Origin of the sequence: Streptomyces sp. B21-083, from assembly GCF_036898825.1 — a bacterium.
Taxonomy (GTDB): Bacteria; Actinomycetota; Actinomycetes; order Streptomycetales; family Streptomycetaceae; genus Streptomyces.
Genome location: NZ_JARUND010000002.1, coordinates 2,588,690 through 2,601,137 on the forward strand (window position 1 = coordinate 2,588,690; position 12,448 = coordinate 2,601,137).

General features: G+C 72.5%; 10 protein-coding genes. 6 read left to right on the forward strand and 4 right to left on the reverse strand.

What is annotated here, in order from left to right; all coding sequences use genetic code 11:
- Positions 1-28: 28 nt before the first annotated feature.
- The 3 genes from aceE to QA861_RS35605 all read left to right on the forward strand — a co-directional run bounded on the left by aceE (position 29) and on the right by QA861_RS35605 (position 4,963).
- Entirely contained in the window at positions 29-2,731 is a 2,703-nt protein-coding gene (gene aceE, locus QA861_RS35595; protein ID WP_334592833.1) for a pyruvate dehydrogenase (acetyl-transferring), homodimeric type, read from the forward strand.
- Between the two features lie 342 nt (positions 2,732-3,073).
- On the forward strand, positions 3,074-4,153 hold the full coding sequence (locus QA861_RS35600; RefSeq protein WP_334592835.1) for a helix-turn-helix transcriptional regulator: 1,080 nt from the start codon (positions 3,074-3,076) through the stop codon (positions 4,151-4,153).
- A 285-nt stretch (positions 4,154-4,438) separates the two neighbouring features.
- Positions 4,439-4,963, forward strand: a complete 525-nt coding sequence (locus tag QA861_RS35605; protein ID WP_334594950.1) for a DUF4240 domain-containing protein — start codon at positions 4,439-4,441, stop codon at positions 4,961-4,963.
- Between the two features lie 47 nt (positions 4,964-5,010).
- Here the strand turns inward: QA861_RS35605 and QA861_RS35610 are convergent, their stop codons facing one another.
- Positions 5,011-5,292 carry a hypothetical protein gene (locus QA861_RS35610; RefSeq protein ID WP_334595064.1) on the reverse strand — a complete coding sequence of 94 codons (282 nt, stop codon included), beginning with the start codon at positions 5,290-5,292 and terminating at the stop codon, positions 5,011-5,013.
- 137 nt (positions 5,293-5,429) lie between these two features.
- On the reverse strand, positions 5,430-6,227 hold the full coding sequence (locus QA861_RS35615; protein WP_443041680.1) for a peptidoglycan recognition protein family protein: 798 nt from the start codon (positions 6,225-6,227) through the stop codon (positions 5,430-5,432).
- 241 nt (positions 6,228-6,468) lie between these two features.
- On the opposite strand from QA861_RS35615, the gene QA861_RS35620 reads away from it, so the two are divergent.
- Positions 6,469-7,653: a MarP family serine protease gene (locus QA861_RS35620; protein WP_334592837.1), complete on the forward strand. Its 1,185-nt coding sequence runs from the start codon at positions 6,469-6,471 to the stop codon at positions 7,651-7,653.
- On the opposite strand, the gene QA861_RS35625 is transcribed toward QA861_RS35620, so the two are convergent.
- On the reverse strand, positions 7,654-8,220 hold the full coding sequence (locus QA861_RS35625) for a GNAT family N-acetyltransferase (RefSeq protein ID WP_443041620.1): 567 nt from the start codon (positions 8,218-8,220) through the stop codon (positions 7,654-7,656).
- 62 nt (positions 8,221-8,282) lie between these two features.
- Between QA861_RS35625 and QA861_RS35630 the strand changes: the two genes are divergently transcribed.
- Both QA861_RS35630 and QA861_RS35635 read left to right on the forward strand, forming a co-directional pair.
- The gene (locus tag QA861_RS35630) at positions 8,283-9,182 is read left to right on the forward strand and encodes a TIGR01777 family oxidoreductase (protein ID WP_334592840.1); all 900 of its coding nucleotides are present in this window, start codon (positions 8,283-8,285) and stop codon (positions 9,180-9,182) included.
- A gap of 199 nt (positions 9,183-9,381) precedes the next feature.
- A complete protein-coding gene (locus tag QA861_RS35635; protein WP_334592841.1) occupies positions 9,382-10,851 on the forward strand; it encodes an NAD(P)/FAD-dependent oxidoreductase in 1,470 nt (489 codons plus the stop codon).
- Between the two features lies 1 nt (position 10,852).
- Here the strand turns inward: QA861_RS35635 and QA861_RS35640 are convergent, their stop codons facing one another.
- Entirely contained in the window at positions 10,853-12,292 is a 1,440-nt protein-coding gene (locus QA861_RS35640) for an NsdA family TPR-like regulatory protein (RefSeq protein WP_334592842.1), read from the reverse strand.
- Positions 12,293-12,448 lie beyond the last annotated feature (156 nt).

Consider the following 12,448-nt stretch of genomic DNA (forward strand, 5'->3'; position numbering starts at 1 on the left):
ACCCCCTTCGACTGAGGAAGGCGGCGACATGACCGACCCCAAGGCCATCCAGCCGAGCGAGCTCGACCAGCTCCCCGACCGCGACCCCGAGGAGACCGCCGAATGGCAGGCCTCTCTGGACGCGGTCACCAAGGCGGCCGGGCCGCACCGTGCCGCGTATCTGATGCGCCGCACACTGGAGCGCGCCGAAGGCAACGGCATCGCGCTGCCCAAGCTCCTGGAGACGGACTACGTCAACACCATCCCGACCGCCGCCGAGCCCTCGGTGGACGGCGACGAGGCGATGGAGCACCGGATCGCCGCCTGGAACCGCTGGAACGCGGCGGCCATGGTGACCCGGGGCAGCAAACACGGCGTGGGCGGCCACATCGCCACCTTCGCCTCGGCCGCCTGGCTGTACGAGACCGGCTTCAACCACTTCTTCCGAGGCAAGGAGGGCGACGGTTCCGGTGACCAGCTGTACATCCAGGGCCACGCCTCCCCCGGCATCTACGCCCGCGCCTTCCTCGACGGCCGGCTGACCGAGGCGCACCTCGACAAGTTCCGTCAGGAGTCGGGCGGCAACGGCCTCCCGTCCTACCCGCACCCGCGCCGGCTGCCCTGGCTGTGGGAGTTCCCGACGGTGTCGATGGGCCTCGGCCCGCTGTCGGCGATCTACCAGGCACGCTTCAACCGCTACCTCACCAACCGCAGCATCAAGGACGTCTCCGCGTCCCACGTGTGGGCGTTCCTCGGCGACGGCGAGATGGACGAGCCGGAGTCGACGGCCGCCCTCGCGCTCGCCTCCCGCGAGGGCCTGGACAACCTCACCTTCGTCATCAACTGCAACCTCCAGCGCCTCGACGGGCCGGTCCGCGCCAACTTCAAGATCGTGCAGGAACTGGAGGCCCAGTTCCGCGGCGCGGGCTGGAACGTCGTCAAGACGCTCTGGGGCACGGCCTGGGACGAGCTGTTCCAGCTCGACACCACGGGCGCGCTCGTACGCCGCCTGCGCGAGGTACCGGACGCCCAGGTGCAGACGTACCAGACGCGCGACGCCGCCTACATCCGCGCCGACTTCTTCGGCAAGGACCCGGCGCTCGCCGAGATGGCGAAGCTGCTGAGCGACGACAAGATCCTGGAGTGCTTCCACCGCTCGCGCGGCGGGCACGAGTCCCGCAAGGTGTACGCGGCCTACAAGGCGGCGCTCGCGCACAAGGGCGCGCCGACGGTCATCCTGGCCCAGACGGTCAAGGGCTTCACCCTGGGCGAGGGCTTCGCGTCCAAGAACGCCAACCACCAGATGAAGAAGCTGACGGTGGACGAGTTCAAGCAGATGCGTGACCTGCTCGAACTCCCCATCTCCGACGCCCAGTTCGTCGACGGAGTCGTCCCCTACGGCCACCCGGGCGCCGACTCCCCCGAGGTCCGCTACCTCCAGGAGCGCCGCGCGGCCCTCGGCGGCCCGGCCCCGGCCCGCCGCACCCAGGCCCTCGCGCCCCTCCCCGCCCCCGCGGAGAAGACGTTCACGTCGTTCGACAAGGGCTCCGGCTCGCAGAACGTGGCGACGACGATGGCCTTCGTACGCCTGGTCAAGGACCTCGTCCGCGACAAGGAGACGGGCCGCCGCTGGGTGCCGATCGTGCCGGACGAGGCGCGCACCTTCGGTATGGAGTCGCTGTTCCCGTCCCTCGGGATCTACTCCCCCAAGGGCCAGACGTACGAGCCGGTCGACCGTGACCAGCTGATGTACTACAAGGAGGCCAAGGACGGCCAGATCCTCAACGAGGGGATCACCGAGGCCGGTTCCATGGCGGACTTCATCGCCGCGTCGACGTCGTACTCGACGCACGGCGAGCCGATGATCCCCTTCTACATCTTCTACTCCATGTTCGGCTGGCAGCGCACCGCCGACCAGATGTGGCAGCTCGGCGACCAGCTCGGCCGCGGCTTCCTCGTCGGCGCGACGGCCGGCCGTACGACGCTGACCGGCGAGGGCCTCCAGCACGCGGACGGCCACTCCCCGGTGATCGCCGCGACGAACCCGGCCGTGCTGTCGTACGACCCGGCCTTCGCGTACGAGGTCGCGGTGATCGTCCGTGACGGTCTGCGCCGGATGTACGGCGAGTCGGCGCCCGGCGAGGACCCGAACGTCTTCTACTACCTGACCCTCTACAACGAGCCGATCCCGCAGCCGGCGAAGCCGTCGGCGCCGGAGCTCGACGACAGAATCGTCAAGGGGCTGTACCGCTTCAACACGGCCGAGTCGGCGGGGCTTTCGCCGGCCGCCAACGCGCCGCGCATCCAGCTGCTCGGCTCCGGTACGGCGATCCACTGGACGCTGGACGCGCAGCGGCTGCTCGCCGAGGAGTGGGGCGTGGCGGCCGACGTGTGGTCGGCGACGTCCTGGACCGAGCTGCGCCGGGACGCGCTGGACGCGGACGCGGCGTTGCTGCGGGGCGAGGAGCGGGTGCCGTACGTCCGGCAGGCGCTGCAGGGTGCCGAGGGGCCGGTGCTGGCGGTGTCCGACTACATGCGTCAGGTGCCGGACCAGATCGCTCAGTGGGTCGAGCAGGACTACTCGTCGCTGGGCGCGGACGGATTCGGGCTGTCGGACACGAGGGAGGCGGCGCGGCGGTACTTCGGGGTCGACGCGGAGTCGATCGTCGTGGCGGCGTTGGCGCAGTTGGCTCGGCGGGGGGAAGTCGGGGCTGCGGCGGTGAAGGAGGCGCGGGGGCGGTACGGGTTGTAAGGGGGGTTCGCCCACCCACCCACCCGTTTCCAGTCCGTCTGCCGGGCGCCGTCGAACCCCTCGACGGCGCCCGGCACCCACCATCCCGGCCGGGGCGTCAGGCCGAGGCTGCTCCAGCTCACACCTCTTTTCCCACCCAGCCACCCGTTCACCGCCTCTGTCCAGCCCAGGCCGCACCCTTCCAGTGCTGGCCCGCCACCCCCAGCCCGTCCGGCGTTCGAGGACAAGGCCCGTTCAGGGCCGGAGGGGGATCTGGGGCGCAGCCCCCAGGAACGGGATGGGACGGGTAGGGGCGGCGGGGGCGGAACAAACCCGCCCCCCGCTCCCGGGCATCATGAACCCATGCGCGCTGCCCGCCTCATCAAAATGGTGCTGCTGCTCCAGTCCAGGCCCTCCATGACCGCCGCCGAGCTGGCCCAGGAACTGGAAGTCTCCGAGCGCACCGTCACCCGCGACGCCCAGGCACTGTCCGAGGCAGGCGTCCCCGTGTACGCCGACCGGGGGCGGGCCGGCGGATACCGCCTGATCGGCGGGTACCGGACCCGGCTCACCGGCCTGGCCCGCGGCGAGGCGGAGGCGCTGTTCCTGAGCGGAGTGCCGGGCGCCCTGCGCGAGATGGGACTGGAGGACACCGCCTCCGCGGCCCGCCTCAAGGTGTCCGCCGCCCTCCTGCCCTCCCTCCGCGACGCCCCCCGGACAGCCGCCCAGCGGTTCCACCTGGACGCGCCCGCCTGGTTCAGCGAGCCCACCGTCCCCGAGTCGCTGCCCGCTGTCGCGGACGCGGTGTGGGACGACCGTCCGATCCTGGCCCGATACCGGCGCGGCCCCGGCGAGACCGACGTGGAGCGCACGTTGGAGCCGTACGGGCTCGTCCTCAAGGCGGGCGTCTGGTATCTGTGCGCCCGCGTCACCCGGCACGACGCTCACGCGGAGAACCCCGCACCCGGGGACCCCGGGGCCGCTGGGCCCTTCCGGGTCTACCGCGTCGACCGCTTCACCTCCGTCCGGCTCTCCCACCACGTCTCCGACCACGTCACCGCCCCCGGGGAACGCTTCACCCGCGACCCCGGCTTCGACCTGCCCGCGTTCTGGGAGGAGCGGGCGGAGCAGTTCGCGCGGTCGATCCTGCGCACCGAGGTCGTCGTACGGCTCTCGGCGGAGGGGGTACGCAGACTGGGGTACGTCGTCGATCCCGTGTCCGCCCGGGACGCGCTGTCGGCCGGCGGCGAGCCCGACGAGCAGGGCCGGGTCACAGTGACACTCGCCGTGGAGTCGGCGGAGGTCGCCCATACGCAACTGGCGACGCTCGGTCCGGAGGCGGAGGTGCTGGCGCCGGCAGAACTACGGGCACGGTTCGCGCGGGACGCGCAGCGGCTGGGGGCGCTGTACTCCCCTCCCCACCCACCTCCACCAGCCGCGTAGTTCACGCGAGGCGCGAGGTAGGGAGGCCGGCGGGCCTGTACCCCGTCACCTGTTCTCCCCCGCTTTCTTTCGAGGAGGCCCCGGCGTGCACGCCGGGGGAATCGCATCCGGGTGTTCGTGACGCCGAGTCCGAGGCCGTACACCTGCACAACAAGGCCACCGGCCAGAAGGCCACGTGGGGCCCGGCTCAACTCGACATGATGCTGACCGAAGCCCGCGCCCGGATTCAAATTCCGTGTAGCTCCACGTGCGTCTCTCCCCTCCAGGCACGATGCTGTACCCGTGATGGACGAGACGGAGTTCTGGAAGCTGGTGGACGCGACCCGCGAGGCCGCCGAGGGTGACCCCGAGGATCAGGCCGACCTGCTGGTCGAGCGGTTGCTCCAGCTCGACCCGGACTCGGTGCTCGACTTCGCCCGGCATTTCGAGGCCCGTTACAACCGCGCCTACCGTTGGGACCTGTGGGGCGCCGCCCGGGTGCTGCTCGACGGGGCCGACGACGAGGCCTTCGACTTCTTCCGGTGCTGGCTGATCGGCCAGGGCCGCGAGGTCTTCGAGGGTGCCCTGCACGGCGACCCGGACTCGCTCGCCGATCTCCTGGACGACTTCGACGCGGAGATCGACGGAGACGGGGAGGAGCTGGGTTACGCGGCCGACGAGGCGTACGAACAGCTCACCGGCACCGTCACCCCGGACCTGGGCATTCCGCCCGCGTCCGCCGAACCCGAGGGCACGCCGCTCGCCCTGGAGGACGAAGGGTCGCTCGCCGACCGGTATCCCAAGCTGTGGCAGCGGTTCAAGGGCGCCTGACAGCCCCGTAGGCCGGTCGCGGCGCTCGCGCCTCAGGCCCCCGCGCCTCAGGCCGCCGTGCCGCGGCGGCGGGTCAGGTCCGAGGAGATGTACGCCTGCTGCGCGGGGTCGGCCCGTACCGCGTGGTGGTGCAGGGGAGCCCGGTTGGCCTGGTCGAGGGCGGAGGCCGTGACCGCCGCCGGGCCCAGGACGACCGTCGCCACCGCGCAGAGCACGGCCCACGGACTCCGTGCCGCCCCGGCCCAGCCGCTACCGAAAACCCTCCTGCCATGGACCTGTTCGGCCTGTTCGGTCGGCTCCAGCGGGTTCGTGTGGCTGCTGCTGCTCATGGTCCCCACCTCCGGTCAGTGCGTACGACGAAGGTAGGGCGGGGAGTTGGGGCGCATCCCTGAGTGCGCTGTGTCCTACCTGTGAGCCCCTCGGAACCTGCGGAACCCGCACGGGCGGGCGTGTGAGCCTCTTCGGCTCAGTGGCGCCCCTGCAGACGTGCGGCGGCCTCTCTGATCGCTGGGAGGCGGGCCGTGAGGGCGGCGCCGGGGCAGCTCGTCATGTAGGCGGCGTTGTGGCCGGACAGGGCGGGCAGGGTGATGGTGGTGCCGGAGGCGAAGCGGCTGAGGGAGTTGCTGGAGACCAGGCGGGCGGTGCCGCGCGGGTCGGTGTCCGAGAGGCCGAGTTTCCAGGCGGTGAGTGCGGCGATCGCGTCGGTCATGGCCTTCGGCACTGGCACGCCCGCCGTGAAGGTACCGAGGGCGGCGATGCCGGCGGTGCGATGGTTGAAGCCCTGGGTGTGGGCGCCCGTGACGGGGCGGTCGACGCCGCCCGCGCGGCCCTCGTAGATGGTGCCGCAGCGGTCGACGACGAAGTTGTAGCCGATGTCGTCCCAGTCGCGGGAGCCGGTCTGGCCCACGTACACGTAGCGGATGAGGCGGGGCGCGTCGGCGCAGTCGTAGCCGTTGGGCGAGTCGGTGTGGTGGACGAAGACGGCCACGACCCGGTCGTCGTAGCGCGGCGGTGGCTGATCGACTTCGGCGTCCCCGATCCAGGCGGTACGGGGGACGATGTGCGGCTTGGCGGCGGGGTGGGCGAGGGCCGGGCGGACCGTGGCGGGGCGGGTCGCGGCGGGGTGCGCCTGGCGTGGGGCCGTGCGGTTGTCGCCGGCCGCGCACAGGACCAGTCCGACGGCGGCGGCGATGCCGGGCAGACTGACGAGCACCACGCGGACGGCGCGCGGCACGCGCACGCGGCGGACACGCGAGCCACCCATGGACCGCAGGGACCCCATGGGCCTCACTGTGGATGCGTTCCGTTCCGCCCGCGATGTGTGGTGTGCCACTTGGTGGAACCAACGTCCCGGTCCGGGACGTTTTTACAGGTCCAGGCGCCGGATGGGCGCATGTGACTGATCGGCGACTGATCACCGGGCCCGTCCCGCGCGTACTACCGCATGTGAACGGCGTGTACCGCGTGTACGGGGGACCGAAGGGTCCAGAAGGAAGGCGGCCGGAGTGGACCTGCTCGACATCCTGCTGTTGCTGGTGATCCTCGGCTATGCCGCGTCCGGCTACCGGCGCGGCCTCGTGGCGGGCTGTGTCTCCCTGGCAGGGTTCGTGGGCGGCGCCGTCATCGGCGTGTGGGTGCTGCCGTGGATCATGGAGCTGGTGACGGCGGGGACGCCTGCGGCGACGGTGACGGCCGTGCTCACGGTGCTGGTGCCGGCCGTGGTGGGTCATGAGCTGATGGGCAGGCTCGCGCTGAAACTGCGCCACGAGCTGGACCGGGGGCCGCTGCGGGTCGCCGACGGGGTCGGCGGGGCCGTGGCCAACGCGGTCGCCGTGCTGCTGGTGTCCTGGGTGGCCGCCAGCGTCCTGGGCGCGTCCTCGTCACCGCTGGTCACGACGGCGATCCGGGACTCGGCGCTGCTGGGCACGGTGCAGGACGCGATGCCGGAGACCACCCCGACCTGGTTCTCGCGGGCCACGTCCGCGCTCACCCAGGCGGGCTTCCCGCAGGTCTTCAACCCCTTCGAGAACGAACCGGCGACGAGTGTCGCCAAGCCCTCCGGGGACAGTGTCACGGCGAGCGCGACGAACGCGGCCAAGCTGAGCACGGTCAAGATCGAGGGCGTCGCGGGCACCCAGGGCCGTGAGGGCAGCGGTTTCGTGTTCTCGGCCCGGCATGTGATGACCAACGCCCACGTGGTGGCGGGCATCGACGATCCGACCGTCCGGGTCGGCGGTGTCGGGACGGCGCACAAGGCGACGGTGGTGCTCTTCGACCCCGAGAAGGACGTGGCCGTGCTGTACGTCCCGGATCTGCGCGCGCCCGTCCTGCGCTTCGACGACAGCGCGAAGCGGGGCGACTCGGCGGTGGTCGCGGGCTATCCGCAGGACGGCGACCTGAATCTGCAGGCCGCCACGGTCGCCGACAAGGTGCGGGCGAGGGGCCAGAACATCTACAACAGCGAGACGGTGACCCGCGAGATCTACTCGATCCGCTCGACCGTCCGCCCCGGCAACTCCGGCGGCCCGCTCCTCACCACCGACGGCAAGGTGTTCGGCGTGGTCTTCGCCCGCTCCACGTCCGACAACGAGACGGGCTACGTCCTGACGGTGGACGAGGTCCGCGAGGACGCCGAACGGGCGACGGCCTCGACGAGGGCGGTGGACACGGGCGACCTGGTCACGTCCTGACTACAGCGACCGGCCCATGAGTACGTCGTCCACGAACTCCCCGTCCAGCAGGAACTCCCTGGGCTGTACGCCCTCGACGACGAAGCCCTCCGACTCGTACAGCTTGCGCGCCGGGGCGTTGTGCCCGAGGACGCGCAGCGAGAGGCGCAGGGCGCCCCGGCGGCGGCCCTCGGCCATGGCGGCCCGGATCAGCAGCCGTCCGACGCCCATGCCGCGCGCTTCGTCGGAGACGGCGAGCCCCTGGATCTGCAGGACGTGCGCGTTCGACGCGAGCGGAGTGGGCCGGGCGAGCCTGACATAGCCCACGACCCGGCCGTCCCCGGTCACGGCGACCAGGTGGTCGCCCGCGTCGGAGTTCTCGCGGAAGAACGGCGTGTACGGCGGTCTGGGCCGGGGTGTGACGGCGTGCAGGGTGGACCAGGTGGCGCGGTCGAGTCTGCCCAGGGCCTCGTCGTCCTCGGGCCGGGCGGAGCGCACGAACGGCCCGGGGCCCGCAGAACGCTTCTGGCCCTCCTGGCTCTCGTGACCGTCGTACGGCTTGTGCGGTTGCTGTGGCTCGGGCGGCATGGGGGTCACTCTAGGGCGGGGGTACGACAACGGGCCCTGGGACGGTGGCGCAGGATGGAGACATGGAACGCTCGCGAATCGCGGTGGCCGGTGCGTCCGGTCTCATCGGTACGGCCCTGGTGCGGTCCCTGACCGCCGACGGGCACGAAGTCGCCCGCCTGGTGCGGCACGCACCCCGGACGAAGGACGAGGTCCGCTGGGACCCCCAGCGGCAGACGATCGACGCGGCCGGGCTCGCGGGCTGCACCGCTGTGGTGAATCTGGCCGGGGCAGGGGTCGGCAACCGGCGCTGGACGGACGCGTACAAGCGGACGATCCGCGACAGCCGTGTCCTGGGCACGGCGACGCTCGCCGAGGCCGTCGCCTCGATGGACGAGCCGCCGCGGGTCTTCGTCAACGGCAGCGCGATGGGCTACTACGGGGAGACCGGCGAACGGACCGTGGACGAGGACGCTCCGGCCGGGGACGGCTTCCTGCCGTCGGTGTGTGTGGAGTGGGAGGCAGCCGCGGGCACCGCCCAGGAGGCGGGCGTACGGACGGTCTTCGTGCGGACCGGGCTGGTGGTGGCGAGCGGCGGCGGTGCCTGGGGCAAGCTGTTCCCCCTGTTCAAGGCGGGCCTGGGCGGGCGGATGGGCGACGGCTCCCAGTACTGGTCGTTCATCGCCCTGCACGACGAGGTGGCGGCGATCCGGCATCTCATCGACACCGACGGCCTGTCCGGGCCGTTCAACCTGACCGCGCCGCAGCCGCTCACCAACCGGGAGATCACCGCGGCGATGGGGCGTGTGCTGCACCGGCCGACGCTCTTCACGGTGCCCGCGCCCGTTCTGAAACTGGTTCTGGGCGAGATGTCCGGGGACGTGCTCGGCAGTGCGCGGGTGCTGCCGAAGCGGCTGCTGGAGTCCGGGTTCACGTTCGCGTTCCCGGAGATCGACGACGCGATCCGGGCGGCGCAGGCCTGACCCCGCCTCCGCGCCCCTGACCCACCTCCCGGATGACCGAGTGCGACCGCATGCGACCGCTGTGCGACCGTGCCCTGTTCATGCGCGACTTCCGCCTGCCGTGAGCCGCCCTACTCTCGATCCGAACTCGCTTATCTCGTAAGCCTGTTGGGGCAAGGGTGCCCTGGCCGGCCGCGTCACCGCGATCGAGGGAGGGCACGTGCTTGAGCCCGCGTACCAGGCGGACGTCGTCATCGTGGGAGCCGGGGTCGCCGGACTCGCGGCGGCCCATCGGCTGACCAGCGCAGGAGTAACGACCGCGGTCCTGGAGGCCGCCCCTTACGTCGGCGGCCGGATGGCGACCGAGAAGGTCGACGGTTTCCGCCTCGACCGGATCGGGCAGCTGCTGTCCACGTCGTATCCCGAACTGCGGCTGACCCCCGGCCTCGACACTCTCGTCCTGCGTCCCTTCGCACCCGGTGTCCTGGTGCACAGCGACGGACGCCGGCATCGCGCGGGCGCTCCGCTGGGCGGAGGGGGCGCACGGGGCGCGCTCGGCACTGTGCGCGCCCTGGCGGGCGCCCCGAGGCCGGCACGGACGGCCGGTTCTCCACGGCTGACGGCATCGGCGGGGGCGCGCACCGGCGCACAGTTCGGTGGGGCGGTGGGCGGCGTGGTCGGCGGAGCGGTCGACCAGGCCCGGCTGGGTGCCGCGCTGAGCCGGCTCGCCGGGGTCCCCCTGCAACGGCTGCTGGCCCGCCCCGAGTTGCCGGCCGCCCACGCCCTGGGCCACCGCGGCCTGCCCGCCCGTACGGTCGAGGGCTTTCTGCGTCCGCTGCTCGCCGCGCTGCTCTTCGACCCCGAGCTGTCCACGTCGAGCCGGTGCGCGGATCTCGCGCTGCGGGCGTTCGCGAGTGGCCGGCTGTGCGTGCCGGAGGGCGGCGCGGAGACCCTGCCGGAGCTGCTGTCGCGGGCGCTGCCGCCCGGCACGGTACACACCGGGGTCCGGGTCACGTCCATCGCCACGAACCTCGTGACCACCGCCGACCACGGCGAACTGCGCTGCCGGGCCGTCCTGGTGGCGACCGACGCGCGCACCGCCGCCGGTCTGCTGCCCGGCCTGCGCGTCCCCGACTTCCACCCGGTGACCGTCGTCCACCACACGGCCGACGAGGCGCCCGCGACCGGTGCGTTCCTGCTCCTTGAGGCGGACCGCGGGGGCCCGGTCGCGCACACGGCGGTGGTCAGCCGCGTGGACCCGTCCCGCTCCCCCGCCGGCCGCCCGCTGATCTCGTCGACGGTGCTGGGCGCCCCGCCGCAGGACGTGGACAGGGCCGTACGAGCCCATCTGTCCCGCCTCTACGGGGTGTCGACCGCGCGCTGGGAGACGCTCGCCGTGCACCACACCGCCGAGGCGGTGCCCGCGATGCGCCCGCCGCACGACCTGCGCCGTCCGGTACGGCTGCTGGCGGGCCTGTACGTGTGCGGCGACCACCGGGACACGAGCACCGTCCAGGGCGCCCTGCACTCCGGGCACCGGGCGGCGGCCGCGGTCCTGGCGGACCTGGGCGCGGGCCCGATGCATGTGGCGGAGCCCCTGCGAACGGCGGCGACAGCGGCAGGGGCGCGACCGGAAGCGGAAGCCGAGGCGGAAGCGGAAACGGCGGAGGAAGAGGCGGCGGCCGCGTGAGTCAGCCGAGCGCGGCGACCTTGTCGCGGTACCCCCTGACCGGTGCCGCGTCCTTGTAGGGCTCCAGGCGCCGCTCGAAGTCCCGGACGTACTCGGCCGCCCGCACCGAGCGCATCTCCGCCGCCGCGCTCGCCGCCTCGGCACCCAGCAGGCACGCCTGGTCGAGCTCGCCGAGGCCCAGCCGGGCCGAGGCGAGCACGACCAGGCAGAAGAGGCGGCTGCGCGCGAAGGCGGGGGCGCGCAGCTGGAGCGAGCGCTCCGCGTGCTGGACGGCGGCGCGGAACTGCTGGAGATCGCGATGGCAGTGCCCGAACTCGTCGGCGAGCTGGGCCTCGTCGAAGAACCTCGCCCAGTGCGGGACTTCGTCACCGGGCCGGGCCGCTTCGAGTGCCCGTTCGGCCCGGACGAGGGAGGCGGTGCAGGCCCGGACCTCGCCCAGCACCCCGTGGGCGCGCGCCTCGCACGCGTGCAGCAGGGACTGCACGACGGGCGGCGCGGTGGTGCCGACACCCTGCTGGGCCACCCTCGCGAGCTGCACGGCCTCCCGCCCGTGCCCGAGGTAGACGGCCTGGCGGCTCATGGTGGCCAGTACGTACGAGCCGTACGCCCGGTCCCCGGCCGCCTGCGCGAGCCGGAGCGCCTGGACGAAGTAGCGCTGGGCGAGGCCGTGCGCGGCGATGTCGTACGACGTCCAGCCCGCGAGCCGGGTGAGGTCGGAGGCGGCGGCGAACAGGCGGCGGCCGGTCTGCTCGCCGTAGGTGCCGCGCAGCATGGGCTCGGTCTCGTGTTCCAGGTAGCGGACGAGGGCCTGGCGTGCGTGGCCGCCCCCGTAGGCGTCGTCGAGGGTGCGGAACAGCTCGCCGACCGAGCGGAGCGCGGAGATGTCGCCTCCGGTGACCTTCTGCCCGGGTCCGCGCTCGACCTGCCCACGCTGCCGGGGTACGCCGGACCGCCCCTGCACGGGCACCCGTACGACGGGCTGGTCGCCGCGTCCGACCCGGTCGTCGGGCCGCCCGATCAGCCAGTCCCGGCTGGGCACGACGAGCCCGGCCGGAGTGAAGGCGATCTTGCGCAGCTCGGCGTGGCTGCCTGAGTCCTTGCGCCACAGCCCGCTGACGATGTCGACGGCCTCCTCGGGGCTGGCCGCGAACTCCAGCCCCGCGTAGACGGGCGCGCAGGCGTCGAGCCCGAGATCCTGAGCGCTGAGGCGTCGCCCGAGGCGCCGGGTGAACACCTCGGCGATGAGGGCGGGGGTGGTGCCGCGGGGCTGCTGTCCCCGCAGCCAGCGGGTCACCGATGTCTTGTCGTATCTGAGATCAAGGCCGTGTTCGAGACCGAGCTGGTCCACTCGGCGGGCCAGACCCGCGTTGGAGAATCCCGCTTCTGCGATGAGCGCGGCGAGCTGTCGATTGGGAGTGCGCTGCGCGGGTCGTTCCGTCATCTGCGGTGCGGTCTCCTGCCTTCGGGCCCTCTGATGTGCCCGGATTCCTGGTGAGCAGCCCTTTTTGGCCTCGTGAACGGCGCGAATGTAGCGGAGCGTAAGCGGCCGATCGCACATTCCGCCGTACATTCATCCGATCGTGTGAGAATCGGGCGT